This window comes from uncultured Oscillibacter sp., from assembly GCF_950073225.1.
GTDB lineage: Bacteria > Bacillota > Clostridia > Oscillospirales > Oscillospiraceae > Oscillibacter.
In genome coordinates this window covers 1-26,336 of the sequence record NZ_CATMPS010000039.1, presented here as the reverse complement: position 1 = coordinate 26,336, position 26,336 = coordinate 1, and the positions used below count along the sequence as shown (strand labels likewise).

The 26,336-nt window shown below is 62.2% G+C and carries 29 protein-coding genes, 1 tRNA gene and 1 other annotated feature; of the genes, 7 read left to right on the top strand and 23 right to left on the bottom strand.

Translation table 11 applies throughout. From position 1 onward, the window contains the following. The first annotated feature begins 235 nt into the window (after positions 1–235). Entirely contained in the window at positions 236–889 is a 654-nt protein-coding gene (locus Q1M04_RS14100) for a thymidylate synthase (protein WP_300346678.1), read from the top strand. Positions 890–1,086: 197 nt separating this feature from the next. Further along, positions 1,087–2,112, top strand: a complete 1,026-nt coding sequence (trmB, locus tag Q1M04_RS14095; RefSeq protein WP_297294700.1) for a tRNA (guanosine(46)-N7)-methyltransferase TrmB — start codon at positions 1,087–1,089, stop codon at positions 2,110–2,112. A gap of 86 nt (positions 2,113–2,198) precedes the next feature. On the opposite strand, the gene rplT is transcribed toward trmB, so the two are convergent. The 16 genes from rplT to acpP form a co-directional block, all read right to left on the bottom strand. Beyond that, positions 2,199–2,549, bottom strand: a complete 351-nt coding sequence (gene rplT, locus Q1M04_RS14090) for a 50S ribosomal protein L20 (protein ID WP_295736237.1) — start codon at positions 2,547–2,549, stop codon at positions 2,199–2,201. 20 nt (positions 2,550–2,569) lie between these two features. Then, positions 2,570–2,767, bottom strand: a complete 198-nt coding sequence (gene rpmI, locus Q1M04_RS14085; protein ID WP_295736239.1) for a 50S ribosomal protein L35 — start codon at positions 2,765–2,767, stop codon at positions 2,570–2,572. 40 nt (positions 2,768–2,807) lie between these two features. After that, complete coding sequence (gene infC, locus Q1M04_RS14080) at positions 2,808–3,332, bottom strand: translation initiation factor IF-3 (protein WP_293280802.1); 525 nt, start codon at positions 3,330–3,332, stop codon at positions 2,808–2,810. Between the two features lie 479 nt (positions 3,333–3,811). Next, the gene (locus Q1M04_RS14075) at positions 3,812–4,273 is read right to left on the bottom strand and encodes a MarR family winged helix-turn-helix transcriptional regulator (RefSeq protein ID WP_295758665.1); all 462 of its coding nucleotides are present in this window, start codon (positions 4,271–4,273) and stop codon (positions 3,812–3,814) included. A 76-nt stretch (positions 4,274–4,349) separates the two neighbouring features. Then, entirely contained in the window at positions 4,350–4,775 is a 426-nt protein-coding gene (fabZ, locus tag Q1M04_RS14070; protein WP_204790356.1) for a 3-hydroxyacyl-ACP dehydratase FabZ, read from the bottom strand. A 9-nt stretch (positions 4,776–4,784) separates the two neighbouring features. Next, entirely contained in the window at positions 4,785–6,026 is a 1,242-nt protein-coding gene (fabF, locus tag Q1M04_RS14065; protein ID WP_297998981.1) for a beta-ketoacyl-ACP synthase II, read from the bottom strand. Between the two features lie 14 nt (positions 6,027–6,040). After that, positions 6,041–6,784 carry a 3-oxoacyl-[acyl-carrier-protein] reductase gene (fabG, locus tag Q1M04_RS14060; RefSeq protein ID WP_297998996.1) on the bottom strand — a complete coding sequence of 248 codons (744 nt, stop codon included), beginning with the start codon at positions 6,782–6,784 and terminating at the stop codon, positions 6,041–6,043. Continuing rightward, positions 6,784–7,722 carry an ACP S-malonyltransferase gene (gene fabD, locus Q1M04_RS14055; protein ID WP_297998980.1) on the bottom strand — a complete coding sequence of 313 codons (939 nt, stop codon included), beginning with the start codon at positions 7,720–7,722 and terminating at the stop codon, positions 6,784–6,786. The genes fabG and fabD overlap by 1 nt, the downstream gene beginning before the upstream one ends. Continuing rightward, positions 7,719–8,807 carry a nitronate monooxygenase family protein gene (locus tag Q1M04_RS14050; RefSeq protein ID WP_297998978.1) on the bottom strand — a complete coding sequence of 363 codons (1,089 nt, stop codon included), beginning with the start codon at positions 8,805–8,807 and terminating at the stop codon, positions 7,719–7,721. The genes fabD and Q1M04_RS14050 overlap by 4 nt, the downstream gene beginning before the upstream one ends. Next, positions 8,798–9,736: a nitronate monooxygenase gene (locus tag Q1M04_RS14045; RefSeq protein WP_295758657.1), complete on the bottom strand. Its 939-nt coding sequence runs from the start codon at positions 9,734–9,736 to the stop codon at positions 8,798–8,800. The genes Q1M04_RS14050 and Q1M04_RS14045 overlap by 10 nt, the downstream gene beginning before the upstream one ends. Before the next feature lie 15 nt (positions 9,737–9,751). Further along, positions 9,752–10,702, bottom strand: a complete 951-nt coding sequence (locus Q1M04_RS14040; RefSeq protein ID WP_297998975.1) for a 3-oxoacyl-ACP synthase III family protein — start codon at positions 10,700–10,702, stop codon at positions 9,752–9,754. Further along, entirely contained in the window at positions 10,699–11,511 is an 813-nt protein-coding gene (locus tag Q1M04_RS14035) for an acetyl-CoA carboxylase carboxyltransferase subunit alpha (protein WP_293280811.1), read from the bottom strand. The genes Q1M04_RS14040 and Q1M04_RS14035 overlap by 4 nt, the downstream gene beginning before the upstream one ends. Beyond that, positions 11,508–12,362 carry an acetyl-CoA carboxylase, carboxyltransferase subunit beta gene (gene accD, locus Q1M04_RS14030; protein ID WP_204790354.1) on the bottom strand — a complete coding sequence of 285 codons (855 nt, stop codon included), beginning with the start codon at positions 12,360–12,362 and terminating at the stop codon, positions 11,508–11,510. The genes Q1M04_RS14035 and accD overlap by 4 nt, the downstream gene beginning before the upstream one ends. Then, complete coding sequence (accC, locus tag Q1M04_RS14025; RefSeq protein WP_297998972.1) at positions 12,359–13,744, bottom strand: acetyl-CoA carboxylase biotin carboxylase subunit; 1,386 nt, start codon at positions 13,742–13,744, stop codon at positions 12,359–12,361. The genes accD and accC overlap by 4 nt, the downstream gene beginning before the upstream one ends. Further along, positions 13,738–14,157, bottom strand: a complete 420-nt coding sequence (locus Q1M04_RS14020) for an acetyl-CoA carboxylase biotin carboxyl carrier protein subunit (RefSeq protein ID WP_295758650.1) — start codon at positions 14,155–14,157, stop codon at positions 13,738–13,740. The genes accC and Q1M04_RS14020 overlap by 7 nt, the downstream gene beginning before the upstream one ends. Positions 14,158–14,238: 81 nt before the next feature. Next, entirely contained in the window at positions 14,239–14,469 is a 231-nt protein-coding gene (acpP, locus tag Q1M04_RS14015; RefSeq protein ID WP_204790486.1) for an acyl carrier protein, read from the bottom strand. A 214-nt stretch (positions 14,470–14,683) separates the two neighbouring features. Here acpP and trkA point away from each other — a divergent pair, with 214 nt between their 5' ends. Next, a complete protein-coding gene (trkA, locus tag Q1M04_RS14010) occupies positions 14,684–16,054 on the top strand; it encodes a Trk system potassium transporter TrkA (protein ID WP_297998971.1) in 1,371 nt (456 codons plus the stop codon). Between the two features lie 15 nt (positions 16,055–16,069). After that, positions 16,070–17,524, top strand: coding sequence for a TrkH family potassium uptake protein (locus tag Q1M04_RS14005; RefSeq protein ID WP_297998969.1), 1,455 nt, complete (start codon positions 16,070–16,072; stop codon positions 17,522–17,524). Between the two features lie 128 nt (positions 17,525–17,652). On the opposite strand, the gene Q1M04_RS14000 is transcribed toward Q1M04_RS14005, so the two are convergent. From Q1M04_RS14000 to Q1M04_RS13980, 5 genes are all read right to left on the bottom strand, one after another. Continuing rightward, positions 17,653–20,304, bottom strand: coding sequence for a valine--tRNA ligase (locus Q1M04_RS14000; protein WP_297998968.1), 2,652 nt, complete (start codon positions 20,302–20,304; stop codon positions 17,653–17,655). A gap of 32 nt (positions 20,305–20,336) precedes the next feature. Continuing rightward, entirely contained in the window at positions 20,337–20,861 is a 525-nt protein-coding gene (locus tag Q1M04_RS13995; RefSeq protein WP_297998966.1) for a YcxB family protein, read from the bottom strand. A 2-nt stretch (positions 20,862–20,863) separates the two neighbouring features. Next, the gene (locus Q1M04_RS13990; RefSeq protein ID WP_297998964.1) at positions 20,864–21,445 is read right to left on the bottom strand and encodes a YcxB family protein; all 582 of its coding nucleotides are present in this window, start codon (positions 21,443–21,445) and stop codon (positions 20,864–20,866) included. Positions 21,446–21,485: 40 nt separating this feature from the next. Next, positions 21,486–21,697 (bottom strand) — a binding site (T-box leader). Positions 21,698–21,732: 35 nt separating this feature from the next. Then, positions 21,733–22,368: an RNA polymerase sporulation sigma factor SigE gene (gene sigE, locus Q1M04_RS13985; protein WP_243413973.1), complete on the bottom strand. Its 636-nt coding sequence runs from the start codon at positions 22,366–22,368 to the stop codon at positions 21,733–21,735. After that, positions 22,262–23,338, bottom strand: coding sequence for a sigma-E processing peptidase SpoIIGA (locus tag Q1M04_RS13980; RefSeq protein ID WP_297998962.1), 1,077 nt, complete (start codon positions 23,336–23,338; stop codon positions 22,262–22,264). Before Q1M04_RS13980 ends, sigE begins: the two co-directional genes overlap by 107 nt. Positions 23,339–23,564: 226 nt before the next feature. On the opposite strand from Q1M04_RS13980, the gene Q1M04_RS13975 reads away from it, so the two are divergent. Both Q1M04_RS13975 and Q1M04_RS13970 read left to right on the top strand, forming a co-directional pair. Then, the gene (locus tag Q1M04_RS13975; protein WP_297998960.1) at positions 23,565–23,813 is read left to right on the top strand and encodes a hypothetical protein; all 249 of its coding nucleotides are present in this window, start codon (positions 23,565–23,567) and stop codon (positions 23,811–23,813) included. A gap of 227 nt (positions 23,814–24,040) precedes the next feature. Further along, positions 24,041–25,039 carry a replication initiation factor domain-containing protein gene (locus Q1M04_RS13970; RefSeq protein WP_297998957.1) on the top strand — a complete coding sequence of 333 codons (999 nt, stop codon included), beginning with the start codon at positions 24,041–24,043 and terminating at the stop codon, positions 25,037–25,039. Here Q1M04_RS13970 and Q1M04_RS13965 read toward each other — a convergent pair. Both Q1M04_RS13965 and Q1M04_RS13960 read right to left on the bottom strand, forming a co-directional pair. Continuing rightward, positions 25,007–25,309: a hypothetical protein gene (locus Q1M04_RS13965; RefSeq protein WP_297998955.1), complete on the bottom strand. Its 303-nt coding sequence runs from the start codon at positions 25,307–25,309 to the stop codon at positions 25,007–25,009. The genes Q1M04_RS13970 and Q1M04_RS13965 overlap by 33 nt on opposite strands. A gap of 3 nt (positions 25,310–25,312) precedes the next feature. Beyond that, positions 25,313–25,519 carry a hypothetical protein gene (locus Q1M04_RS13960; RefSeq protein WP_297998953.1) on the bottom strand — a complete coding sequence of 69 codons (207 nt, stop codon included), beginning with the start codon at positions 25,517–25,519 and terminating at the stop codon, positions 25,313–25,315. Between the two features lie 469 nt (positions 25,520–25,988). Between Q1M04_RS13960 and Q1M04_RS13955 the strand changes: the two genes are divergently transcribed. Next, positions 25,989–26,075 (top strand) — tRNA-Leu (locus tag Q1M04_RS13955). Positions 26,076–26,336: the final 261 nt, after the last annotated feature.

Below are 26,336 nucleotides of genomic sequence, written 5' to 3'. Positions count from 1 at the left end.
CAAGGAATAGTATTAAAGAAAAATGAGAAGTGATTTGGAAAAGGCGGGGAATGTGGTTGCATTTCTCCGCCTTTTGTGATACTATTTTGATACTAAGAAATTGAGCGGCCAAAAATAACAGGTGAAACATTAACAAATTTGCGAATAATTTATCCGTGAAAACATAGAAAATACAGTCCCATATAATAGGATTTGTCGAGTGGGAATGAATTAAAAAAATAAGAAAATCGCATACATGCACGATTTAGGTTTGTCTTCGAGTCTTGGCGAAGCCTGGGTCGCGGTACTGCGCACCATTTACCAGCAGGGAGCCGCCGTGGCCTATACGGACAACGCCGGAGAGCATGCCAACGCAAAAGAGGTCTTTGGATTAATCCTTGCCGTCTCAGATGCGGCTCTCCCAGACGCCATCATAGAGCGGCACAAGGTCCAAGAGGAATACGACTGGATGGTCCGAAATTTCACGGTTCAGGAGCACGTCAAGGAGCTCCACAATGAAGCTTCCTATGCCTCTCGCCTATTCTCCTACATGGACCAAAAGGACCAGCTGCAATGGGTAATCCACCGCCTGAACGAAAATCCCCACACGCGGTCCGCCACCATTACCACCTTCGAGCCTTTGACCGACGAGGGCTGCATCCCCTGCGTCAGCCTGCTGGACTTTCAGGAGGAGGCCGGAAACCTCAATCTCACGGTTTACTGCCGCGCCTTGGATTTCGGACGCAAGGCCTACATCAACCTCGTGATGCTTGAGACTATCCTGCAAACTGTTTCCGAAAAGACGGGAATGCCTCGAGGGCGTTTGACGCTGCTGGTCAAGTCCGCCCACTATTACCGCAAAGACGAAGCCAAAGTACACGGCATTTTAAAAGCCGAGGGCGCTGTTTAGGCCTTGTTTGAAACATGGCAAAACGCCGTCTTTGGGCATCTTTTTCCGCCAGGACTGCGTTGATTTGACTTGAAATCCGTCAGGATTCCCGCGTCAAATCGCCTTGCCTGGCAAAAAAATCTGCCCCAATCCGGCATTCCGCCAATTTCCAAACAAGGCCTAAGCCCCGGCTTATCAACACAGGAGGACGCCGCCCTATGCGAATGCGGAAAAAGAAAAACCTGATTCCCCGGATGGAGCGCTGCGCGGACCGGCTCATCCGGGACCCCTACGACCGCCCCGGCCATTGGCGGGATCTGATGCCCCAGGCCCGGGAGGTCCACCTGGAGCTGGGCTGCGGCAAGGGCCGCTTCACCGCCGGCACCGCCGCCGCCCAGCCGGACGTGCTGTTCCTGGCGGTGGAGATGGTGCCCGACGCCATGGTGGTGGCCATGGAGCGCTGCGTCAGCGCGGGCCTTTCCAACGTCTGGTTTATCAGCGCCAACGCGGACCAGCTCCCCTATTTCTTCGCCCCCGGCGAGGTGGACCGCATTTACATCAATTTCTGCGACCCCTGGCCCAGCGGCCGCCACGCCAAGCGGCGGCTGACCCACGGGAACTTTTTGAAGCTCTACCGCCAGGTGCTGAAAATGGGCGGGCAGATTCATTTCAAAACGGACAACCAGCCCCTCTTCGAGTTCTCCGTGGAGGAGCTTCCCCAGTTCGGCTTTGCTCTGTCGGAGGTCACCCGGAACCTCCATGAGAACGGCCCCGTGGGGGTCATGACGGACTATGAGGCCAAGTTTTATGGACTGGGCCAGCCTATCAACCGCTGTGTGGGCACCATGACGGAGTGGGACGCACCCTTCCCCACCACCTTCCGGGCGGTGAAAAACCAGTGGCTGGACGCCTTCGCCGGGGACGTTTCGGAAGCGGACCTGGGAAAGTATGTGCTGGCGGAGGGAAATTACCTCTGGCACATCTTCTCCTGGAAGCTGGTTCCCTGTCTGGAGGGCGGCGGCGCCCGGGACGCCCTGGCGGCCCTGCCCGCTGGGAAGGCCTATCTCTTTTATGAGGGAAAGTGGAACGGCCTTCCCTACGTGAAGCCGGTGGAGCTGCCCTTGGCGGCGAACTTTTTTGAGGACCTCCACGACGTCTACCTGGTGGACAAGGATTTCACCTGGACCTATGTCCACACCCATGAGGAGGCCTGCGGGCCCTACTTCTGCCGGGCCGGGACGTAAAAAATGCCGCGCCGCCGGAATCATCTGCGCAAAAAAGGACTTCGGAATCCCTTCCGAAGTCCTTTTATTGTCTCTCAAAAATCCGGTTACGCCTTCTTGGCGATCTCGGTGAGCTGGGTGAAAGCGGCGGCGTCGCTGACGGCCAGCTCGGCCAGCATCTTCCGGTTGATCTCCACACCGGCGGTTTTCAGGCCGTGCATAAAGGTGGAGTAGTTCATCCCGTTGAGCTTGCAGGCGGCGGAAATGCGGGTGATCCACAGGGAGCGGAAATCACGCTTCTTCAGCTTGCGGCCGGTGTAGGCGTAGCTCAGGGACTTCATGACGGCCTGGTTGGCCACCCGGAAGTGCTTGGACTTGGAGCCCCAGTAGCCCTTCGCCAGCTTCATGATCTTATTTCTTCTCTTGCGCGTCATCATCGCGCCTTTGACTCTAGCCATGTTTCAAAAGCCTCCTTTTCTTACTTGTAGGGGATCATCTTGCGGATGGCGTCCACGTTGGTGGCGTCGGCATAGCCGCCGCTGCGGAGGCGGCGGGTCCGCTTGGTGTCCTTTTTGGTCAGAATGTGGCTTTTAAAGGCTTTGGCGCGTTTGACCTTGCCGGTCTTGGTGAGGTTGAATCTCTTTTTTGCGCCGCTGTGGGTCTTCAGTTTCGGCATGACGATTGACTCCTTCCGTGTTTTTGAACTTACAAAGTGTTTACTTGCCGGCCTTGGGGGAGAGGAAGATGGACATCATCCGCCCCTCCAGCTTCGCGGGCCGGTCCAAATTGGCAATCTCAACGCACTGCTCGGCAAAGCGGGTCAGCAGGTCCCGTCCGATATCGGTGTGCGCCATCTCGCGGCCGCGGAAACGGACAGAGACCTTGACCCGGTTGCCGTCGGCAATGAACTTCTGGGCATTCCGGAGCTTCGTGTTGAAATCCCCGATGTCAATGCCCGGAGACATCCGAATCTCCTTGATCTCCACCACATGCTGGTTCTTCCGGGCCTCTTTCTCCCGCTTGCTCTGCTCAAAGCGGAACTTCCCATAGTTCATCAGCTTGCAGACCGGGGGTTTGGCCTGGGGCGAAATCTTGACCAAGTCCAGATTCTGTTCCTCGGCGATGCGCAGGGCCTGCATGGGGGCCATAATGCCAAGCTGCTCGCCCGCGGAGCCGATCAGACGGATCTCCTTGTCGCCGATACTCTCGTTCAGTTCATGCACTTGCTTACTAATGGTCAAAGCACCTCCATCCTAAAAATCACAAAACGCGGACACCGCAAGGCACCCGCGCGACAACGAACCGCCGGGGACGGCAGCTCGGAAAAATCGTTCTTGACCTCTTCGCAAGTACGCTGGAGGTGAGGCGGATGCAGTCAGCCTTCTTTGTTTTGCCAAATCAGTATATCAGCCCCCCGCCGGTTTGTCAACAAAGATTTTTCTCCTTTTTGAATATTTTTCAAATCCGGCGGCAAGAATAACCTCTGAACTCACTGGAGGGTGTCTTCAAACCGGCGTCCTACCGGAGCGGCCAGGCGATTTCAAGACGCCCTTCGGAGGCGAAAGGAGGTGTTCTCAATGGAGAACCGGAACAACCAGAACGAGCGCGAGCAGAATCAGCAGAACAACCAGAAGGAGCAGCGCCAGAACCAGAAGGAAAACCGCAAGTAAGCTCCTCTTTTCCCAAAACAGGCGGCAGGTCAAAGACCTGCCGCCTGTTTTTACGCCTCCTCCTCCCGCTCCGGCGGGAGGCCCACCTCCGGCATTAACTCCCGGTCGACGATCCGGAGCATCTCCTCCAGCTTCCCGCATTCTTCCGAGGTGAAGCGGGCGGCCACCCGGTCCATCACCATCTCGATATAGTTCCGGGACACATTGTAGTAATCCAGGTACTTCTGGGTGACCTCCAGGTGATACTCCCGCCGGTCGCTGGCGGACTGGACCTTGCGGACGTACCCTTTTTTCACCAGGCTGTTGACCTTATAGGCCGCGTTGGGCGGGGAGATGCGCATAAAACCGGCAAACTCATTCACGGTGGGACGGCCCAAGGCCTGGATGGACTCCATGCAAAAGGTCTCCACGGTGGTCAGGCTGGCCTCCCGGTCCTGAAAGCGCCGGAAAATCTCCTGATAAAAGTGCAGCTTGAATTTCGAATACACGCTGTTGAACGCCTGCTCCAGCATGGCCCTTCCTCCTTCCGCGGCAGTTTTTCCTCCCCTATTATAACCGGGCCGCCGGAAAAACGCAACGGACGCTTTTTTACCCGATAGCAAAGGTCAGCTCCGCCGTCACGGCCGTCTCGCCGTCCACCCTGGCGGTGCACTCCCCCACGCCAATGGGGCCCTTCTGCCGGGTCAGGCGGCACTCCAGCTCCACCACGTCCCCGGGGACCACCTGGCGCTTGAACCGGGCGTCCTTCACCCGGCCCAGGAAGGCCAGCTTCCCCCGGTTCTCCGGCAGGGCCAGCACCGCCACGCCCCCCACCTGGGCCAGGGCCTCGATGAGGAGCACGCCGGGCATCACATGTTTTTGAGGAAAGTGGCCCTGGAAGAAGGGCTCGTTGACCGTGACGCACTTTACGCCCTTGGCCCACTGGCCCGGCTCGCCGTCCACGATTTTATCCACCAGCGCAAAGGGGTAGCGGTGGGGCAGGATCGCGGCAATCTGGTTGGAATCATACTGCATGGCCATCGCTCACGCCTCCCACTTTTTAAATAACAGGCAGCCGTTGTGCCCGCCGAAGCCCAGGGAGTTGGACAGGGCGCAGCGGATATCCGCCTCCCGGCCCTGATTGGGCACAACGTCCAAGTCACACGCCGGGTCCGGAACCTGGTAGTTAATCGTGGCCGGGAGAAACCCGTCCTTCAGCGCCAGGGCGGTGAAGATGGCCTCCACGGCCCCCGCCGCCCCCAGCATATGGCCGGTCATGGACTTGGTGGAGCTGACCGCCAGCTTGCGGGCGCGGTCTCCGAACACCGTTTTGATGGCGGCGGTCTCCCCCGCGTCGTTTAAGTGGGTGGAGGTCCCGTGGGCGTTGATGTAGTCCACTTCCTCCGGCCTCACGCCGCCGTCGGCCAGGGCCAAGGCCATGGCCTCCGCGCCGCCGCTGCCGTCGGGCCGGGGGGCGGTCATGTGATAGGCGTCGCAGGTGGCCCCATACCCGGCGATTTCCGCGTAGATTTTCGCCCCCCGGGCCAGGGCGTGGTCCAGCTCCTCCAGCAAAAGCACGCCCGCGCCCTCTCCCATGACGAAGCCGCTGCGCTCCGCGTCAAAGGGGATGGAGGCCCGGCTGGGGTCCGTTGACTGGGACAGGGCCTTCATGGAGGTGAAGCCCCCCACGGCCAGGGGCGTCAAAGCCGCCTCGCTGCCGCCGCAGAGCATTGCCTCGGCATAGCCGTCCCGGATATAGCGGAAGGCGTCGCCCACGGCGTTGGTCCCGCCCGCGCAGGCGGTGACGGGGCAGGTGCACATCCCCCGGAAGCCCGCGTCGATGGCCACCCGCCCGGCGGCCATGTTGCAGATGCCGGTGGGGATGAAGAAGGGGGACACCCGGTCCCAGCCCTTGGCCAGGCCCCGGTCATGCTCCTCCTCCGTGATGGCGATGCCGCCGATGCCGCTGGAGACAGAGACGCCGCAGCGTTTCGCGTCGGCGTTTTCCACCCGGAAGCCGCTGTCCACCAAAGCCTCCCGGGCGGCGGCCAGGGCGAACTGGGTAAAGCGGCCCATCCGCTTGGCCTCGGGCTTTCCGAAGAGGGCGCCGGGGTCGAAGCCCTTGACCTCGGCGGCAAGCTGCACCTTCATCCCGGCGGGATCATAGGCGGTGATGGGCCCCACGCCGCAAACGCCCTCCCGGACGGCCCGCCAGCTCTCCGGCACGGTGAGACCCAGGGGCGTGACGGCCCCCAGGCCGGTAATCACGACTCTTCGTCGTTCCATAGTCAAACCTCCCATTACATTGACATGCCGCCGTCCACGGCCAGCACCTGGCCGGTGATGTAGGCGGCGTTATCGCCGGCCAGGAACCCGACGGCCCGGGCCACGTCCTCCGGCGCGCCCAGGCGGCCCATGGGGATGCTCCCCTGGGCGGCGGAACGGGCGGACTCGGACAGGGCCGCGGTCATGTCCGTCTCGATGAAGCCCGGGGCCACGGCGTTGACCGTCACCCCCCGGGAAGCCAGCTCCTTGGCCAGGGACTTCGTCATGCCGACGATCCCCGCCTTGCTGGCGGCGTAGTTCACCTGCCCGGCGTTGCCCCGGAGGGCCACCACGGAGCTCAAATTCACGATGCGGCCATAGCGCTGTTTCAGCATCAGCCTGGAAACGGCCTTCATGCAGAGGAAGGCCCCCTTCAAATTGGCGGCGATAACCGCGTCGAAGTCCTCCTCGCTCATGCGCATAATCAGATTGTCCCGGGTAACCCCGGCGTTGTTCACCAGAATGTCGATTCTTCCAAACGCCTCAACCGCGGACTTTACCAGCGCGTCCACCTGGGCGGCGCCGGACACGTCGCACCGGACCGCCAGGGCCTTGGCCCCCAGGGCCTCCACGGCTTGGACGGTCTCCTGGGCCGCCGCCTCGTTCCCGGCGTAGCAGAGGACCACATTGGCCCCTCCCGCCGCCAGCTCCAGGCAGACGGCCCGGCCGATGCCCCGGCTTCCGCCGGTGACGACGGCGGTCTTTCCCTCAAACTCCATCATCCGTTCTCCTTTACCAGCCCTTCCAGGGCCTCCACGTCCGCCGGGCTCTCCACGGCGTAAACCGGAAGGCCGGGAACGGTTTTCTTCACAAAGCCGCTGAGGGCCTTCCCCGGCCCGATTTCCACCAGGGCATCCAGGCCCAGCTCCGCCATGCGGCGGATGGTGTCCTCCATAAAAACGCTGCTCTGGACCTGACGGACCAGCAGGGCGGGAATGGAATCCTCCGCCCCCTTCTCCCGGCCCAGGCAGTTGTAGAGGACGGGAATTCCGGGCGCTTCAAAGGGCACGTTCTGGAAATACCTCTCCAGCGCCTCCCCGGCGGGCTTCATCAAAGGCGTATGGAAGGGGCCGCTGACCTTCAGGGGGAGACAGCGCTTCGCGCCCTGTTCCCTCGCCAGGGACGCGGCCTTCTCCACCGCCGCCTTGTCCCCGCCAATGACCAGCTGGCCGGGGCAGTTGTAGTTGGCAATGACCACGGTCCCCAGGTCCGCCGCCGCCTCACAGGCCTTTTGCAGCGGCTCCCGGTCCAGGCCCAAAACGGCCGTCATGGCGCTGTCATGGCCTTTTGCGGCCTCCTCCATGGCCTTCCCCCGGAAGGCCGCCAGGCGGACCGCCGTCTTTGCGTCAAACACTCCGGCGGCGTGAAGGGCGGAGTACTCCCCCAAAGAGAGGCCCGCCGCCACGGCGGGGACGATCCCCTTCTCCCGCAGCACCGCCGTCAGCCCGGCGGCGAAGGCCACCATGCAGGGCTGGGTATAGCGGGTCTGGTTCAGGACGCCCTCCGGGTCCTCAAACGAGGTCCTCCTCAGGTCAAAATCCACCTCCGCCTGGGCGGCGTCCAGCACCTGCCGGAAGGCGGGATAGGCCTTGTACAAATCCGCCCCCATGCCGGGGTGCTGGCTGCCCTGTCCGGCGTATAAGAAACCGAGCTTCATGGCGCGGTCCTCCATTCGTTTAAAATCTGGTCCATCTGCTCTTTGACCGTGGAAAGCGTGTTGACCTCCCCGGCGTTGGCCCCGCAGAAGAAGAGACCGTTTTCCCAGTCCCCCTCCACGGCGGCAATCAGCGCCTTGGAAATGCAGTAGGGGGCGGTCTTGCAGTCACAGGCGGCAAGGCAGCGGTCGCAGCGGGTGATTTTCGGCTGCGTTCCCGCCTCCACCCGCCGGATCAGCGGGCTTCTCAGGGCCCGGCCCGGCATGCCCACGGGGCTCTGGACAATGGTGACGTCCTCCGCCTCCGCGTCCAGCAGAGCCTGTTTATAACCGGAGCTGGCGTCGCACTCCTCCGTGGCGATGAAGCGGGTGGCAAACTGGACTCCCGCCGCGCCCTGGTCCATGTAGCGGCGCAGCTCCGCCCCGCTCTTCACGCCCCCGGCCACAAAGACCGGGATATCCCGCCCGTACTTCTCCCGGAAGGGGGCCAGGGACTCCAGCACCTCCGCCAGCAGGGCGGACAGGGGGCGGGGCCGTCCCGCCTGAGCCTCCCGGGCCTCCTCGGGGGAAAAGCCCAGGTGCCCCCCGGCCAGGGGGCCCTCCACAACCACAAAGTCCGGGACCCGGCCATAGCGCCGGTCCCACAGCTTGCAGATCAAGGCGGCGGAGCGGCCCCCGCTGACCACTGGGGCCAGGGCCGCGTCCTCGTTTCCCACCTCCGCCGCCAGGCCCGGCAGATCCTTGGGAAGTCCCGCGCCGCAGACCACCGCGTCCACCCCCGCCCGGAGGGCGGCGCGCACGCTGTCGGCGTACTGGGCGGCGGCTACCATGACGTTCACCGCCACCAATCCCGCGCCCTTGGCAATCTCCTTCGCCCTGCCAATCTGCCGGACCAGGGCCCGGAGGTTGGCCTCCCGGGGATTCGTCGAAAAATCCACTTCCCGGAAGCCGCAGAAGGCGGCGGACAGGGTGCCCATGCCCCCCAGCGCGGCCACGGCTCCCGCCAGCCGCTCCAGGCTGACGCCGATGCCCATGCCCCCCTGGACAATGGGGAGCTCCAGGGCCTTTCCCCGGATCGTCACCGCCATTCCTGGTGCACCTGTTCCAGAACGGCCTTTCCGCCGTTGTACAGCTCCTCAAAAATCTGCCGCAGGGGCCGGATTTCGTGGACCATTCCGGCCACCTGGCCCATCATGACGCTGCCGCGCTCCACGTCGCCCTCCAGCACCGCCCGGCGAAGGCCGCCGATGGTAACGGTTTCCAGCTCTTCCAGCGTGGCGTTCCGCTTCTCCAGGGCCAGGTACTCCCGGGCCATCTTGTTTTTCAGCACCCGCACCGGCCCGCCGATGGAGCGGCCCGTGACGGTGGTGTCGCTGTCCTTGGCCTTCAGGACCGCCTGCTTGTAGTTTTCATGAATGGGGCACTCCGGGCTTGCCAGCAGGCAGGTGCCCACCTGGACGCCAGCGGCCCCCAGGGCCAGGGCCGCCGCCATCTGCCGTCCGTCGGCGATGCCGCCGGCGGCGATGACGGGCACGTCCACCGCGTCGATGACCTGGGGCACCAGGGCCATGGTGGTCATCTCCCCCACATGGCCCCCGGACTCCATGCCCTCGGCCACGAAGGCGTCCACGCCGTAGCGGCTGAGCCGCTTTGCCAGCACCGCCGCCGCCACCACGGGGATAACCTTGATTCCGGCTTCCTTCCAGGCGGGGATGAACTGGCCGGGGTTTCCCGCGCCGGTGGTGACAACCTGCACGCCCTCGTCCAGAATCACCTGGGCGATGCCGGCGGCGCATGGGTTCATCAGCATCAGGTTCACGCCAAAGGGCTTATCGGTCAGCTCCCGGGCCCGGCGGATCTCGCTCCGCACCCGGTCCGCATCCCAGGCCCCGGTGGCAATCATGCCCAGGGCCCCGGCGTTGGAGCAGGCGGCGGCAAACTCGCCGGTGGCCACGTTGGCCATGCCGCCCTGGATAATGGGGAACTCGGTCCCCAGGATTTCGTTTAATTTTTTCACAGTATGTCTCTCCCCTCACGCGAACTCAATCAGGCATCCTCCCCAGGTCAGGCCGCCGCCGAAGCCCACGGCCAGAATCCGGCTGCCGGGGCCGATTTTTCCCTGCTCCCGGAGCTCGCTGAGGACCAGGGGAATGCTGGCGGCGGAGGTGTTGCCGTATTCGGCGATGTTTTTATAATACTTCTCCGGCGGAATGCGGTATTTCCGCACCACCAGGTCGATGATCCGGGCGTTGGCCTGGTGGAAGACGAAGAAGTCCACGTCCTCCACGGTCCGTCCCGTCTTTTTCAGCACCTGGTCCACGCACCAGGGCACCGCCTCCACGGCGAACTTGAAGACCCGGGTGCCCTCCATGGAGATGAGGCCGGGCTCCCCCGCCCCCGGGCCGGGGAGGCGGAGCAGCTCGCCGCTGCCGTGACAGCCCATGATGGAGGAGATGGAGGGCCAGCCCTCCCGGCACTCCACCACGGCGGCCCCGGCTCCGTCCCCGAAGAGGATGCACGTCCCCCGGTCGGACCAGTCGATGCAGCGGCTCAGATTTTCCGCCCCCACCACCAGTCCGAATTTCCGGGGGGAGGCGTTCAGCAAACACTCCATGGTATGGAGGGCGAACAAAAAGCCGCTGCAAGCCGCCCCCAAATCGAAGCAAAGAATATCCTCCGGAAGCCCCAGCTCCCGCTGGAGCGTACAGGCGGCGGAGGGGACCATGGTCTCCGGGGTCACCGTGGCCACGATGCAGGCCCCGATTTCCTCCGGCGAGACTCCCGCGTCCGCCAGGGCCCGGCGGGCCGCCTGGGCGGTGATGGCGGAAAAGGTCTCCTCCCCGGCGCAGTGGTGCCGGGTTTTGATGCCGGTACGGCTGGAAATCCACTCGTCGTTTGTCTCCACAAGCTTCTCCAGGTCCTGGTTGCTCACCAGCTTTCCGGGCACCCCCCGGCCGGTCCCCCGAATTTTGATTCCGTTCATGACTCCTCCTTCGGGGGCACGCCCATTTTCCTGAATTTTTGATAACGCTTTTCCGCCAGGCTTCCACCGCTCTCCTTTAAAAGCGCCGCCAGGTGGCGGCTTAAGGCGCGGTCCAGCTCCTGGAACACAAGCTCCGGGGCCAGGTGGGCCCCGCCCTCCGGCTCCGGGACCACGTCGTCCACAATCCCCAGGGCCAGCAGGTCCGGGGCGGTGAGCTTCATCAGGTCACAGGCCTCCGCGTGCCGCGCCGCGTCCTTCCAGAGGATGGAGGCGAAGCCCTCCGGGGAGAGAATGGCGTAAACCGCGTTCTCCAGCATCAGCACCCGGTCGGCCACACCCAGGGCCAGGGCCCCGCCGCTGTTGCCCTCGCCGGTGATCACGGCGATGACCGGCACCGTGAGGCGGCTCATCTCCATCAAATTCCGGGCGATGGCCTCCCCCTGTCCCCGGGCCTCCGCCTCCAGGCCGGGATAGGCCCCGGAGGTGTCGATAAAGGTGAGCACCGGGCGGCGGAACTTCTCCGCCTGCCGCATGAGGCGCAGGGCCTTCCGGTAGCCCTCGGGCCCCGGCATGCCGAAGTTGCAGCGGATGCTCTCCTCCGCCGTTTTCCCCTTCCGGGTGCCGATGACGGTGACGGGCCGCCCGTGGTACAGGGCGATTCCCCCTAAAATGGCCGGGTCCTCCCGGCAGAGGCGGTCCCCCTTCTGCTCGAAAAAATCGGTGAAGAGGGCGCCGATGGTATCCGTAATATTGGGCCGCTGGGGGTGCCGGGCCGCGGCAACCCGCTCCGCGGCGGTAAGCCTGCTCATGGGCGGCCTCCTTTCTCGTGGAGCCGCAGAAGGCGGCTCAGGGTCTCCCGGAGCTCTCCCCGGGGGACCACCGCGTCCACAAAGCCGTGCTCCTCCTGGTATTCCGCCCGCTGGAAGCCCTCCGGCAACGTCTCGCCGATGGTCTGCTGAATCACCCGGGGCCCGGCAAAGCCGATTAAGGCCCCCGGCTCCGCCAGGATGATGTCGCCCAGGGAGGCGAAGCTGGCGGTGACGCCGCCGGTGGTGGGGTCCGTCAGGACGGAGATGTAAAGCAGCCCCTTCTCCGAAAACCGGGCCAGGGCGGCGGAGGTTTTCGCCATCTGCATCAGAGACAAAATGCCCTCCTGCATCCGGGCCCCGCCGCTGGCGGAGAAGAGGATCAAGGGCAGCTTGTTTTTCGCCGCGTACTCAATGGCCAGGGTGATCTTCTCCCCCACGGCGGCGCTCATACTGCCCATGAAAAAGCGGCTGTCCAGCACGCCCGCCACGCACTTCCGTCCGCCGATGGTTCCGGTGGCGGTGACGGCGGCCTCCGTGAGGCCGGTTTTCCGCTGGGCCAGGCGCTGCTTCTCCCGGTAGCCGGGGAAGGACAGGGGATCGGCGGCGGGGAGCTTTTCGTTCAGCTCCCGGAAGCTGCCGGGGTCCAGAATGGTACTGAGCCGGTAATAGGCCCCGATGGGGAAGTGATAGCCGCAGAGGGGGCAGACGGAGAGATTCCCCGCCACGTCCTTCCGCTGGCTCTCTCCGCCGCACTTGGGGCAGGCCACCAGCTGGTCCCCGGGGACGTAGCTGTCCCGGATGGCCTTCATGGCCAAAAGCCGGGCCCGGCGCTTGGCAAAGATGCTGCTCATGCCTCCGCCTCCTTCTCCTCCACCCGGCGGCTGAAGTCCAGCAGCTCCGCCAGGTGCGCGTCCAAAAAGCCCGTGGTACACCGGCCCCGGACGAATACAGGATGGAATAAAATCTCATAAGATAACTCCGCGTTGGTGGGAAAACCCTCCAGAGTAAACTCCTCCAGGCAGCGGCGGAGCTTGCGGATGGTCTCCAGCCGGGTGGCCCCGTGGGCCAGGACCTTGGCGGCCAGGGAATCGTAATAGGGGGACATGGTGCAGCCGTTATAGAGGCAGGAGTCCACCCGGACCCCCGCGCCGCCGGGGAAGTGGAGGAACTCCACCTTGCCGGGGCAGGGGCGGAAGTCCCCGTGGGGGTCCTCGGCGTTGACCCGGCACTCCATGGCGCAGCCCCGGATCGATACGTCCTCCTGCCCCATATCCAGAGGCAGGCCGGAGGCAATCCGAAGCTGCTGGCGCACCAGATCCACCCCGGTGACCAGCTCCGTGACCCCGTGCTCCACCTGGATGCGGGTGTTCATCTCCATAAAGTAGAAATTCTCCCCGTCCACCAGGAATTCCACCGTCCCGGCCCCCTCATAGCCCACGGCCTCCGCCGCCCGGACGGCGGCTTCTCCCATGGCCCTTCGCAGGGCGGGGCTGAGGCCGGGGGCGGGGGCCTCCTCCATCAGCTTCTGGTTCCGCCGCTGGACGGAGCAGTCCCGGTCCCCCAGGTGGATGGTATGCCCCTGGCGGTCCGCCAGAATCTGCACCTCCACATGCCGGGGGTTCAGCACCAGCTTCTCCAGGTACATCTCGTCGTTTCCAAAGCAGGCCGCGGCCTCCGCCTTGGCCTCGGCGCAGGCGGCGGGGAGCTCGTCCGGGCCGTCACAGCGGCGGATGCCCCTTCCCCCGCCTCCGGCGGAGGCTTTCAGCAGCACCGGCCAGCCCACGGCCTCCGCCGCCGCCAGGGCCTCCTCCACCGAGGAGACGGGGCCGTCGGAGCCGGGAGTCACAGGGACCCCCGCCGCCTTCATCAAATCCCGGGCGGCGGACTTGGAGCCCGCCTTTCGGATCGCCTCCCCGGAGGGGCCGATGAAGGTCAGCCCCGCTTTGGCGCAGGCGTCGGAGAAGTCCGCGTTCTCGGAGAGAAAGCCGTAGCCCGGGTGTATGCCGTCGCAGCCGGTGGCCAGGGCCGCCGTCAGCAGGGCGTCCTGATTCAAATAGCTGTCCGCCGCCCGGGCGGGGCCGATGCAGACGGACTCCGTGGCCAGCTGAACATGGAGGGCCTCCGCGTCCGCCTCGGAATAGGCGGCCACCGTCTCGATCTCCAGCTCCCGGCAGGCCCGGAGGACCCGGAGGGCAATCTCCCCCCGGTTGGCGATAAGGACCCGCTTCAGCATGGCCGGTAGCGCATCAGCGCCTCGCCGAAAGCCGCCAGCTCCCCGTTGGCCTTCAGCACCTCTTCGATGACGCAGTCGCAGGGGGCGGGAACCTCGATCATGGTTTTCATGGCCTCGATGAGGCAGACGGTCTGCCCCTTCTTCACCTTGTCCCCCGGCATGGCAAAGGGGGGCTGCTCCGGGGCGGGAGCGGCGTAGAAGGTGCCCACCAGCGGCGCGGTGACGGCGGGGGCCTCCTCCGCCGCCGGAGCCGCCGCGGGGGCGGCGGGTATGGGAACCATGGCGGAAGCGGCCGCCGGAGCGGGGGCCGCCTTTTCCAGTTCTATTTTAAAATCCCCCTGTGACAGCTTCAGCTTCTGCAAGCCGCTGGTGTCAAAGCGGGCCATTAAGTCATAAATTTCCTGGTTGGTCATACTCGTTCCTTTCCAAGCCCGCCGCCCCGCTGTCGTCAACGGGGCGGCGCTTCACGGAAATGTAGGTTTCGGCAACGCGGTTCAGGCCTTGTGGGCCTCCAGGTACTTCACAATGTCGCCCACGGTTTTCAGGGTCTCCACATCGGCGTCGTCGATGGTGATTCCGCTGGCCTCCTCCAGGGCCATGACCAGCTCCACCGCCGCCAGGGAATCCGCCCCCAGATCGTCGGACAGGGAGGCCTCCAGCGTCACCTGCTCCGCCTCGCAGCCCAGGGTTTCCACGATGATATCACGTACTTTCTCGAATTCCATTTGAGATTCTCCTTGTTTGTCGAAATATCAATTATTTTAACTAAAAATTTTTAATTAAAATAATTGAACTTATTTTACACAGGAGGCTCCCGGTTGTCAAGGAAAATTTTCACGGATCGGCTCTTCCCTTTTTTGTGAAAATCTTATATAATCAGAATGTTGTCCAGTACCATATCCGGGGTCTTTGCCCCGGCCTGTCTTTTAGGAGGCGTACATGAAAATCATCATCGTGGGCGCTGGGAAGGTGGGCTCCGCCCTGACCCAGCAGCTCTCTGCCGACGGGCACAACGTCACCGTGGTGGACCAGGACCCCCAGCTCATCGACAACATCATCAACATCTATGACGTTATGGGAGTCTGCGGCAACGGCGCGGTTTACGGCGTGCAGAAAGAGGCGGAGGTGGAAAAGGCGGAGCTCTTGATCGCCACCACCTCCAGCGACGAGCTGAACATCCTCTCCTGCCTGGTGGCCAGGAAGCTGGGGGCCAAGCACACCATCGCCCGCATCCGCAACCCCGAGTATGAAAAGCAGCTCCGCTTCATGCGGGACGAGCTGGGCCTCTCCATGGCCATCAACCCCGAGCGGGCCGCCGCCCGGGAGATTGCCCGGGTGCTCCGCTTCCCCGCCGCCATGAAGGTGGAGACCTTTTCCAAGGGGCGGCTGGAGCTGGTGGAATACCGCCTCCCCGCCGACTCCGCCCTGGACGGCCTGGCCCTGGCGGACCTGTACCGGAACATCCGGGTCCGGGTGCTGATCTGCGCCGTGGCCCGGAAGGGCGGGACCATCATCCCCTCCGGCGACTTCGTCCTCCGGGCGGGGGATAAAATCTACCTCACCTCCTCCCCGGACCAGCTGGCCCAGTTCTTCCGGCACCTGGGGGTCTTCCGCTCCAAGGCGTCCACCGTCATGATCGTGGGGGCCAGCAAGATCTGCTACTACCTCACCAGCGAGCTTTTGAACATGGGCATGTCCGTGAAAATCATCGACCGGGACGAGCAGCGCTGCATCCAGATGGGCGAGCAGCTCCCCAAGGCCCTGGTCATTGTGGGGGACGGCACGGACACGGACCTGCTCCACGAGGAGGGCATCGGCCAGACGGACGCCTTTGTGGCCATCACCGGCATTGACGAGGCCAACATTTTAATGTCCATGTGCGCTTCCAAGGAGTCGGGGAACCACTGCAAGGTGGTGGCGAAAATCAACCGGAAATCCCTGGTGGACCTGGTAAGCAACGAGAGCATGATCGACAGCGTGATCTCCGCCCGGTCCACCACCACGGAGCTCATCGTCCAGTACGTCCGGGCCATGGAGAGCGCCGAGGGCGCCAAAATCAAGACCCTCCACCGGCTGGTGGACGGGGCGGTGGAGGCCCTGGAGTTCGGCGTGGGGCCGGACGTGCCCTTCATCGGCGTGCCCCTGAAAAACCTGAAGCTCCGCAACGGCCTGCTGCTGGCGGGCATCGTCCAGCGGAACGGGAAGATTGTCATCCCCTCCGGCAACGACTGCCTCAGTCTGGGGGACGACGTGATCGTGGTTACCACGGACACGTCCCTTCAGGACATCCACGACATCTGCCGGGAGTAAAGGGGGAAGCGTCTTTTGAATTATCAAATGATTGGCTTCGTCATCGGGCGGATTTTATGGACGGAGGCGGCGCTGCTGCTTCTGCCCGCCCTGGTGGCGCTGCTCTATGGGGAACCGGCCCTGCCCTTCCTGGGGCCCATCCTGCTTCTTTTGATCGCGGGCCTCCCCTTCCGCAAAAAGCCCAAGCAGACCTCCCTCTACGCCCGGGACGGCTTTGCCGTGGTGGCCCTGGCCTGGGTGCTGATGAGCGCTTTCGGGGCCCTGCCCTTTGTGATTTCCGGGTATATCCCCCATTGCATCGACGCCTTTTTTGAAACCGTCTCCGGCTTCACCACCACCGGGGCCACCATCCTCACGGCGGTGGAACCCCTGAGCCAGAGCGTGCTGTTCTGGCGCAGCTTCACCCACTGGATTGGCGGCATGGGCGTGCTGGTCTTCGTCATGGCGGTGCTGCCCATGACCGACGGCCACGGGATGCACCTGCTCCGGGCGGAGATGCCGGGCCCGTCGGTGGGGAAGCTGGTGAGCCGCATGAGCGACACGGCGAAGATTCTCTACGGCATCTACCTGGTTATGACCCTCATTGAAATCGTCCTGCTGGTCCTGGGGGGAATGCCCCTCTTCGACTCCTGCATCCACGCCTTCGGCTCCGCGGGCACCGGCGGCTTCAGCAATAAAAACCTCAGCGTGGGGGCCTATGACAGCACCTACTTTGACGTGGTCATCGGGATTTTCATGCTGCTTTTCGGCGTGAACTTCAACCTCTATTACTTCCTTCTGGTCCGCCGCTTCCGGGACGTGTTCCGGTCCGAGGAGCTGTGGGCCTACGCGGCCATTGTGGGCGCGGCGGTGCTGGCTATCGCCGCGGACATTCTCCACATGTACGAGTCCTTCGGCCAGAGCCTCCGGTACTCCTTCTTCCAGGTGGCCTCCATCATCACCACCACCGGCTACGCCACGGCGGACTTCAACCTCTGGCCCACCTTCTCCAAGGGAATCTTGGTGGTGCTGATGTTCATCGGGGCCTGCGCCGGGTCCACCGGCGGCGGCATCAAGGTGGCCCGGATTGTGATTCTGGCCAAGACCTCCTGGGGAGACATGCGGAAGATGCTCCACCCCAACGCCGTCACCACCACCCGGTTTGAGGGCAAGGCCCTGACGGACAAGCACATCCGCAGCGTCCACCTCTTTCTCACGGTGTACCTCCTGGTGTTCACGGTTTCCTTCCTGCTGCTCAGCCTGGACGGCTTCGACATCGTCACCACCTTCACCGCCCTGACGGCCTGCATCAACAACATCGGCCCGGGCCTGGAGGTGGTGGGGCCCATGGGGAACTTCTCCGCCTTCTCCTGGTGGTCCAAGCTGCTGCTGTCCTTCGACATGCTGGTGGGGAGACTGGAGATTTTCCCCATGCTGCTGCTGTTCGCCCCCTCCATCTGGCAGCGGCGGCGCATCGTTTGGCGGACATGACGCGAAAAGGACCCGAGACGCACGTCTCGGGTCCTTTTTTCATCCGTCCTTAGGCCTTGTTTGAAAAATGGCAAAGCGCCGTCTTTGGGCATCTTTTTCCGCCAATTTTCAAACAAGGCCCAGCCGCTTCAGCAGCCCAGCGCCTTGGCGGACTCCTCCAGCTTGGCGATGAGCTCCCGGAACTTCTCCGCCTTCTCCTTCTCGGCGTTCACCACCGCTTCCGGAGCCCGGGAGACAAATTTCTCGTTGGAGAGCTTCTGCTCCACAATCCGCAGGCCGTTCTCCGCCTTTTCCTTCTCCTTGGCGATGCGCTCCCGCTCCGCCGCCAAATCCACCAGCTCGCTGAGGGGCAGATAGGCCGTGGCGTTGTGGGTGACGATGCTCACCTGTCCCGTGAGATCCGCCGGGGCCTCCGCCGCGAAACGCACCTGGGAGGCAAAGGCCAGCCGCTGGAGGAAGTGGAGGCCCTGCTCATAGGGCTCGGGCGCGGCGGTGACCAGCAGCACCTCCGCCTTTTTGGACGGGGGCACGTTCATCTCCGCCCGGCGGGCCCGGATGGCCTTGATGGTGTCCATAACCGCCTCCATGGCGGCCTCCTCCTTGGGGAAGTTCAAAGCCTCGCCGTACTCCGGCCACCGGGACGTCATCAGGAACTTGTCCCCGGAGCCCGCCCGCTTGGGAAGGGCCTGGAAAATCTCCTCGGTGATGAAGGGCATGAAGGGGTGCAGCAGCTTCAAAAGCTCCGTCAGCACATAGCAAAGGACGTTCCGGGCGGTAGACTTCGCCGCCTCGTCCTCCCCGTTCAGCCGGGTCTTCGTCAGCTCGATATACCAGTCGCAGTAGGTGTCCCACAGGAAGTCGTAAACCTTGGCGGAGGCCACGCCGATCTCATAGCTGTCCAGGTTCTCCGTGACCTCCTTCACCAGGGTGTTCAGCTTGGAGAGGACCCACTTGTCCTCCCGCTCCAAAGCCTCCGCCGCCGGAAGGTCATAGGCCTCCAAATCCCCCAGGTTCATCATGACGAAGCGGCTGGCGTTCCAAACCTTGTTGGCGAAGTTCCGCATGGCCTCGCACTTTTCCGTGTAGAAGCGCATGTCGTTTCCGGGGGAATTTCCGGTGATGAGGTTGAACCGCAGGGCGTCCGCGCCGTAGGTTTCCGCCACCTCCAGGGGGTCGATGCCGTTGCCCAGGGACTTGGACATCTTGCGGCCCTTGTCGTCCCGGACCAGGCCGTGGATGAGGACGGTGCGGAAGGGAATTTTCTTCATCTGCTCGCAGCCGGAGAAGATCATCCTGGAGACCCAGAAGAAGATGATGTCGTAGCCGGTAATCATGACGGAGGTGGGGTAGTAGAAGTCCAAATCCTCGGTCTTTTCCGGCCAGCCCAGGGTGGAGAAGGGCCACAGGGCGGAGCTGAACCAGGTGTCCAGCACGTCGGGGTCCCGGGTCAGGCGCGCGCTGCCGCACTGTTCGCACTTTGTCGGGTCCTCCCGGCTGACGTTGATGTGCCCGCAGTCGTCGCAGTACCAGGCGGGAATCTGGTGGCCCCACCAGAGCTGGCGGGAGATGCACCAGTCGTGGACGTTCTCCATCCAGTTGGTGTAGGTCTTGCTAAACCGTTCGGGGACGAACTTCACCTCGCCCTCCCGGACCACCCGGAGGGCTTCCTTCGCCAGGGGCTCCATCTTCACGAACCACTGGGCGGAGATCAGGGGCTCCACGTCGTTGTGGCAGCGGTAGCAGGTGCCCACGTTGTGGCTGTAGGGCTCGGTCTTCACCAGATACCCCTGCTCCTCCAAATCCTTCACAATGGCCTTCCGGCATTCATAGCGGTCCATCCCGTTGTAGGGCCCGCCGTTTTCGTTGATTTTCCCGTCGTCTCCGATACAGCGGATGATCTCCAGATTGTGCCGGAGGCCCACCTCGAAGTCGTTGGGGTCGTGGGCGGGGGTCATCTTCACCGCGCCGGTGCCGAAGCCCAGCTCCACGTACTCGTCCGCCACGATGGGGATCTCCCGGTTCATAATGGGCAGGATGCAGGTCTTGCCCACCAGATGCTTGAACCGCTCGTCCTCCGGGTTCACGGCCACGCCGGTGTCGCCCATCATGGTCTCGGGCCGGGTGGTGGCTACCACCAGGTCGCCGGAGCCGTCGGTGAGGGGATAGCGGATGTGCCAGAGGTGGCCGGGCTTGTCCTGGTACTCCACCTCCGCGTCGGAGAGGGCGGTGACGCAGTGGGGGCACCAGTTGATAATGCGGCTTCCCTTGTAGATGAGGCCCTTGTCATAGAGCTCGCAGAAGGTCTCCCGGACGGCCTTGGAAAGCCCCTCGTCCATGGTGAAGCGGGACCGGGACCAGTCGCAGGACACGCCCATCTTCTTTTGCTGCTGGACGATGCGGTTGCCGTACTTTTCCTTCCACTTCCAGACCCGCTGGAGGAACTTCTCCCGGCCCAGGTCATAGCGGCTGAGGCCCTCGTTGACCCGCAGGTCCTCCTCCACCTTCACCTGGGTGGAGATGCCGGCGTGGTCCACGCCGGGGACCCAGAGGGCGGCATAGCCCTGCATCCGCTTGAAGCGGGTAAGGATATCCTGGAGGGTGCAGTCCAGGGCGTGGCCCATGTGGAGCTGGCCCGTGACGTTGGGGGGCGGCATGACGATGGAGAAGGGTTTTTTCGCGGGGTCCGGGTCGCCGTTGAAGCACCCGGCGTTCTCCCACGCCTCGTAGATGCGGCCCTCCACCTGCTGGGGTTCGTACACTTTCGGCAGTTCTTTTTTCATGTCGGTTTCTCCTATTCTGTGAACTTGTATTCTTACTTAATATATGCTATCGGCTTTCCGGTTTTTTCGGTGATGAAGGTTCGGAACTCCTCGACTGTGCCGCCGCTCAGGGTTGCTTTATCGTAAATCTGTCCATGCCGCTGGCTGAACAGGAAGACAAAGTAGTCCGCCGTCTCGCATACCTGTTGAACCGCCTCATAGTGAAATTCCGTCAATGCAACCTCGGTAATTAAGGTATAGCCTCCCTCCCTAAAAACGCTCTTTGCGGACGACGTGCCGGGCAGCATCCTCCTTTTTGCGAAGAAGGCGTTGATCTGATTCTTGGTCAGCATTATTGCGATCAAAAACACGCCGACGCCGCAGTTCATGGTGTCCCGAAGGGTCCAAGGTTCGCCCAGCAGCCGCTCCGCAGCAACCAGCAGAGCCGCCAGTACCACGACGCACCAGCCTAATATGAGGCCTATCCGGTTCCACTTTTTATGGATCGTCTTGCGCAGCGCTCGGGCCATAGCGGCCAAGCCCTTTTGATCGTATCTTGTCTCAAACTGAAATTCCATCGCTATTTTATCCTTTCCACAGGCCATCCAAATTCCCGCTCCAGGAAGTCCCGGAAGTCCTCCTCCGTTCCCCCGGCTAAGCCCCGCTTCGGCAGAACCAAGGGCAGACGGTCCTCAAAAAAGAGGTAAAACCGTCCTTCGTCCTCCCAATAGGCGCTGATGGACGAATATCCCAGGCGGACATCCCTGGGACCCTCCCAAAGGACAAAGCACCCGTCCCCAAAGAATACAGCCCGGACCGGTGTGTCCGGCATGCCGGAGGGCGGGAAATCCCTGCCGGGCAGCTTTTCAGGCCGCTTTGGAGGGCGGGGAAGCGTCAGAAGCAGCCACCCGCCGCCGCCGATGAGGTACAGCGCTATGATCGCCTGCAAAACGCCCTTAATCACTCCGGGATCCTCCGCGCCGGTCCCATAGAGGATTACCGCGCCGCAACCGGCCAAAAACATTCCCAGGAGCTTCATTACGAGCCATAGTCCCAGGAATAGGCCATAGCCGCTGCGGGCCAATTTTTCCCGCTTAGCGGAAGCCAGCCGCCACGCCTTCCGGTCCTCCTCCACCAGAACCGCCCGCACCCGGAATACCATCTCAGCTCCTCCCAAAAAGAAAACCGCCCCAAGCCACCTGGCTCAGGGCGAATACAAATCCGCGGTACCACCTGAATTTCCCTCGCGGGACACTCGTCTCCCCTCTAACGGCGGGACCTCCGTCGCGGCCTACTCTCCGTTCAGCCGCGCCGCTCCGGGACGACTTCCCCCGCCGCCTTGGGGACGCTCTCACCATCCGCGTCCTCTCTTGGCCTCGGCAGGCCGGGTACTGCTTCCCTTCCTTGCGTTTTTATAGAGGCCAGTATACTACACCCCGTCCCGCCTTGTCAAGACAGGCGCAGAATTTCCTTCTTCAACCGGCTGATAATCCGCTTTTCCAGCCGGGAGATGTAGGACTGGGAGATGCCCAGCCGGTCCGCCACCTCCTTCTGGGTCTGCTCCTTCCCGCCCCCCAGGCCGAAGCGGAGGGTGATGATCTCTTTTTCCCGGGGAGAAAGCGTGCTGATGGCCTGGGCCAGCAGGGAGCGGTCCACGTCCTCCTCAATGGGCCGCATGACCACGTCCTCGTCGGTGCCCAGCACGTCGGAAAGCAGCAGCTCGTTGCCGTCCCAGTCCGTGTTCAGGGGCTCGTCGAAGGACACCTCCCCCTTCCGGTTGGCGTTTTTGCGGAGATACATTAAAATCTCATTTTCAATGCACCGGGAGGCGTAGGTGGCCAGCTTGATGTTCTTGTCCGTCCGGTAGGTCCCCACCGCCTTGATAAGGCCGATGGTCCCGATGGAAATCAGATCCTCGATGTTGATGCCCGTGTTCTCGAACCGCCGGGCAATGTACACCACCAGCCGGAGATTATGTTCAATCAGCTCCTGCCGGGCCGCCTCGTCCATGTTGGCCAGCAGCTCCGCCTCCCGCTCCCGGGTCAGCGGCGGAGGCAGGGTGTCGCTGCCCCCGATATAGTGAATCTCCTCCGGCTCCCGCAGTCTCAGCCGGACCGGCAGCCGCTCCCGCAGCCAGCCCAACACCCGGTTTGCCAGATGCCTGCATTCTTGAAACATTTCCATATCGTCCTCCCCTTCCCGCCGGGCCTCCCCACAGCGCCGCGTAGCCCGTGCCCAGCGCTGTGGGCGCCAGGGCCGCCGTCAGCCCCGGATACCGGATTCCGTTGATTTCCGTCCAGTCCGTTCGGATGGCCAGAAGCAGCCCCCCTTTCGTCCCCACCGCGTGGTATGGCATCAGCCTGGGCCGCAGGGACGGGGCGGCGGAACGCAGGGGCTCCAGCAGTTCCTCCGGGGCCCCGAGCCCCCGGAGGCGGAAAATTCGGACCGCCTCCGGAGGCAGGGCGGCGTCCAAAGCTCCCGGAGCCGTCACCAGCACCGCCCTCCCGTCCGGGGACCGGAGGCCGCTGCCCGTATCCCACAGGGCCGTCAGTTCCGCCGTCCGCCCGGCGATGGAGACCCGGACCGGCAGCAGCTCTCCCCTCACCCCGTGGCCCGCCGCCGCCCGGAAGACCACGGAGAGGACGGCGTAAGCCGCCGTCCCGGCGACGGCCAGCGCTTTGGCGTCCACGTTGGTGTAGAACACGCCGTTCACCGCCGGGACCCCGCCCCCCGCCAGAAGCCCTAGGCCCAGCACGCAGCCCGCCATGGCGCAGGAGACGGCGAAGAACAGCAGCAAAAGCCGCAAGAGCTTTTCCTCCCCGCCGTAGGCGATGAGCCCCAGCAGCACTCCCGCCGCCAGTTTCACCGGCGTCTGGGCCAAAAAGCCCAGCCCCGGCAGAAACACCGCCGCCGCGTAAGCGCCCCCGGCCAGGGCCGCCAGTGCGTAGCGCCCCCGCCGCAGGGGAAGCCCCGCCAGCCGGGCCGCGCAGAGGAGGAGCAGGTAGTCCATCAGAGCGTTCAGAACAAACACGCTGTCGATATAAATGACCGTCACGCCGCCCCGCCTCCTTTTTCCAAGGGATATTATAGGACAGGTAAGCCGGGAAAGCGGTCGCAATCTGTGGGGAAATTCCGGGCGAAAAAGGGCGGCGGCTCCGCGGCGGCGGGGCTGGGGGCGGATATTTTGGGCGGAGTCTAAAATGAATATGCAGTCGGACAGTGGATACTGTCCGACTGATTTTTTATATTCAGGGGCATGACCCCAGAAAGGAGCACTCTATATGAGTAACGAAGTGAAAACCGAAGTGAAAGAAGCGAAAAAGGAAGTCAAGATTGATCCCGCATACCAGGGCTATGTTTTCCTTGGCTGGGCCTCCGGCCTGTTCGAGCTCAAGAACGGTGAGAAGCGGCCCTATCACAACATGTACGTATTTTCCCCGTCAGCGACTATGTATCCGACGAATACGAGGCCAGCGGCTTCAAGGCGGAGAAAAAGAAGTGCATCAGCCCGGACGTATGGGCGGGCATGAACCCCGGTGATAAGGTCCGCCTGTTCTTCGATGATAAGGGACGAGTAGTCGAGGCCGCCCTGGACGGCTGAGACAGCCCAATTTGGTAATCTCCGGAATGTCGTGATGATATGCCGTGATGCTGTGAAAATGGAAGACTACAGGGAATCCGGGGAGCCCGAAGGGCTTCCCGGACCCCCGGAAGTAATCACGGGGGTACTCATGACAAATAGAAGGGTGGACTACCAATGAAGTGTGAAGTACTCATAGACTGGCTGACGTTCTCTGTGAAGAAGAATGACCCGAGCGAGGTCATCCGGGAGTATCTGGGCCTGGACCCGGCCCTCTTCCAGGATACAGGCTATAGCCTATTGGGATATAACAAGGTTCTGCGGTTCTCAGATATCTGCGTGTGCTATGAGCCGAGAGAAAACAAGCATTTTCAGAACATGGGCATATGCGTCAGTATGTCCGGCAACGGCTGCCGGGCCTTTGAAACCATGTCCAAGCTGGGAGCGAAGGACAAGCAGGGCACGCAAAGCGTCGCTTTTCCGGCCTTATTCCGGCTTCTGGCGGCGGACGAGACTGCCAACGTCTCCCGCATCGACATTGCGTGCGATGATCGGGAGGGCTATCTGGACATGGAGCAGATTATCGCCAAGACCCGGGCCAACGCCGTCAACAGCCGTATGAGGTGGAAGGATATCCATGAATCCATCGACGGCGTAAACAAGGCCGGGGCTACTGTGTACATAGGCGCTCCTTCCTCTGAGTTCCGGGTCCGCATCTACGACAAGGCCCTGGAGCAGGGCGTGGAGGGTCACTGGATACGTGTGGAGCTGGTCATGCGCTCCGCCAATGCAAATGCCTTTGTGGAGGATATGACGAACTCCGAAAATGTAGGCAAACTGGCGGCGCAGGTCATCAACGACAAATTCAGCTTCATTGAGCGGGACGACAGCAATATTAGCCGCTGTACCGTCTGCGACAGGTGGCAGAACTTCGTGGACGAGCTGGACAAGGTCCGGCTCGTCTCCCGGGAGGTTATCCAGCACGGCGTGGAGCGTATCCGCGGCTGGATTGAAAACCAGGTAGGCCCGTCCCTCTATATCTTGATGAAAACCATGGGCATCATGGATATTTACAGCATCGCCGCCAGTTCTGCCGGGCGGATATCTGCCCATCAGGAGGCATTGATTCAAGACTTTCAGTCCTTATGTCTTGCCAGAAGGGCGGCAACACTGTAACACAATCAGACGCCGCTGCATGAAGCCAGGCTTAATTGTCTCAGCTTTTTTTCCAACTGCTCCAGCTCCGCCTCCTTCTGCGGCTGTTCCCAAACGCAACGGGTGATTTTGTACAAAAGTATACGCATTGGGAGAAGCAGTCGATAAGGAAATCAAAAACTGGATAAGGTTCTCGAACTTCTCCGTGAAGCTGTTCCCCACCTGCCGGTCAATAAGCTCCGCCAGCTCGTCCGAAAAGCGGATGCTCCGAATGTTCGGTTTACTCGCCATGCTTTACACCTCCTGCCTTCTCAAAAACCGCTCCACGACGTCCAGATAGTTCTTGATGCCCATGTCCCCGTCCATTGTCATGGCGAAGCCGAACAGCTCTTCCGGCGTAATCTCCCGGCCCATTGCCCTCCACCGTTCTGTAAGCCTGTTAAGACGGTTGACCATTCTCTCATCCAATTCATAAGTGACCGTGAATTCTTTCCGCTCCATGTTGTGCTCCTCTCTCCGGGCAACCACCCGGCCCCAAAATAAAACGTGTCAGCCTGCCGAAATCGGCCTCGGCGATTTCGGTTGCCTACCGTGGGCACAATCACTGTTGGCTGTCAAGGGTTGGAGCGGGAGAGAAAGCCGAAGAAACCTTCAAGCTCTGAGGAGCGGAAAGCAAAAATTTTCCAGGCTCTTCAGAACCTGGAAAAATTTTTGCGGCCCTTGACGGCCAACTGTTATTGTGCGACCGTCCCGGCCTCTCAGGCCGGGACTCCTTATTCTCCTCGTCTCCGCCGTGCGGTCTGTAACACACTCTCCCGCCCGCTGCCGGGTATCCTGGCGTCATTCTGTGTTACACTCTTTTTTCGGAAGTATGAAAATTCCTCTTGACATCCAGCGGCGGATATTTTTGAAGATAGCGAAAAGTTTCTCTTGAATTTTTGGGAAAGAGCTAGTATACTAAACCATAGCCGCCGGTGTGATGGAATTGGTAGACGTAGCGGATTCAAAATCCGCCGCCAGCGATGGCGTGTGGGTTCGAGTCCCACCACCGGCACCAGAAAAAGAGGTCAAAAAAGATTTTTGGTGAAAAAACTGAGAGATTTCAAGACCTCAGAGGCCCTTGGATAGTGAAAATCCAAGGGCCTCAAAATTTAGATTTTTCCCCACCTCCTATTCACTCAGGCAGGACTTATACTAAGCTGCAATAAAAAATAGCATTTTAATAAATGCTGTGATATAATAGACACGGTGATAAAATGAAGTATAAATTCAGTGCAGAACAATATCTAGAAATTAAATCAGCCCAGAAAACTAATCG

Coding starts and splice junctions, on each gene's coding strand:
- Q1M04_RS14100 (WP_300346678.1), top strand. CDS start 236: ATGCACGATTTAGGTTTGTCTTCGAGTCTTGGCGAAGCCTGGGTCGCG.
- trmB (WP_297294700.1), top strand. CDS start 1,087: ATGCGAATGCGGAAAAAGAAAAACCTGATTCCCCGGATGGAGCGCTGC.
- rplT (WP_295736237.1), bottom strand. CDS start 2,549: ATGGCTAGAGTCAAAGGCGCGATGATGACGCGCAAGAGAAGAAATAAG.
- rpmI (WP_295736239.1), bottom strand. CDS start 2,767: ATGCCGAAACTGAAGACCCACAGCGGCGCAAAAAAGAGATTCAACCTC.
- Q1M04_RS14075 (WP_295758665.1), bottom strand. CDS start 4,273: ATGCTGGAGCAGGCGTTCAACAGCGTGTATTCGAAATTCAAGCTGCAC.
- fabZ (WP_204790356.1), bottom strand. CDS start 4,775: ATGCAGTATGATTCCAACCAGATTGCCGCGATCCTGCCCCACCGCTAC.
- fabF (WP_297998981.1), bottom strand. CDS start 6,026: ATGGAACGACGAAGAGTCGTGATTACCGGCCTGGGGGCCGTCACGCCC.
- fabG (WP_297998996.1), bottom strand. CDS start 6,784: ATGGAGTTTGAGGGAAAGACCGCCGTCGTCACCGGCGGAAGCCGGGGC.
- fabD (WP_297998980.1), bottom strand. CDS start 7,722: ATGAAGCTCGGTTTCTTATACGCCGGACAGGGCAGCCAGCACCCCGGC.
- Q1M04_RS14050 (WP_297998978.1), bottom strand. CDS start 8,807: ATGGCGGTGACGATCCGGGGAAAGGCCCTGGAGCTCCCCATTGTCCAG.
- Q1M04_RS14040 (WP_297998975.1), bottom strand. CDS start 10,702: ATGAACGGAATCAAAATTCGGGGGACCGGCCGGGGGGTGCCCGGAAAG.
- Q1M04_RS14035 (WP_293280811.1), bottom strand. CDS start 11,511: ATGAGCAGGCTTACCGCCGCGGAGCGGGTTGCCGCGGCCCGGCACCCC.
- accD (WP_204790354.1), bottom strand. CDS start 12,362: ATGAGCAGCATCTTTGCCAAGCGCCGGGCCCGGCTTTTGGCCATGAAG.
- accC (WP_297998972.1), bottom strand. CDS start 13,744: ATGCTGAAGCGGGTCCTTATCGCCAACCGGGGGGAGATTGCCCTCCGG.
- Q1M04_RS14020 (WP_295758650.1), bottom strand. CDS start 14,157: ATGACCAACCAGGAAATTTATGACTTAATGGCCCGCTTTGACACCAGC.
- acpP (WP_204790486.1), bottom strand. CDS start 14,469: ATGGAATTCGAGAAAGTACGTGATATCATCGTGGAAACCCTGGGCTGC.
- trkA (WP_297998971.1), top strand. CDS start 14,684: ATGAAAATCATCATCGTGGGCGCTGGGAAGGTGGGCTCCGCCCTGACC.
- Q1M04_RS14000 (WP_297998968.1), bottom strand. CDS start 20,304: ATGAAAAAAGAACTGCCGAAAGTGTACGAACCCCAGCAGGTGGAGGGC.
- Q1M04_RS13995 (WP_297998966.1), bottom strand. CDS start 20,861: ATGGAATTTCAGTTTGAGACAAGATACGATCAAAAGGGCTTGGCCGCT.
- Q1M04_RS13990 (WP_297998964.1), bottom strand. CDS start 21,445: ATGGTATTCCGGGTGCGGGCGGTTCTGGTGGAGGAGGACCGGAAGGCG.
- Q1M04_RS13975 (WP_297998960.1), top strand. CDS start 23,565: ATGAGTAACGAAGTGAAAACCGAAGTGAAAGAAGCGAAAAAGGAAGTC.
- Q1M04_RS13970 (WP_297998957.1), top strand. CDS start 24,041: ATGAAGTGTGAAGTACTCATAGACTGGCTGACGTTCTCTGTGAAGAAG.
- Q1M04_RS13965 (WP_297998955.1), bottom strand. CDS start 25,309: ATGGCGAGTAAACCGAACATTCGGAGCATCCGCTTTTCGGACGAGCTG.
- Q1M04_RS13960 (WP_297998953.1), bottom strand. CDS start 25,519: ATGGAGCGGAAAGAATTCACGGTCACTTATGAATTGGATGAGAGAATG.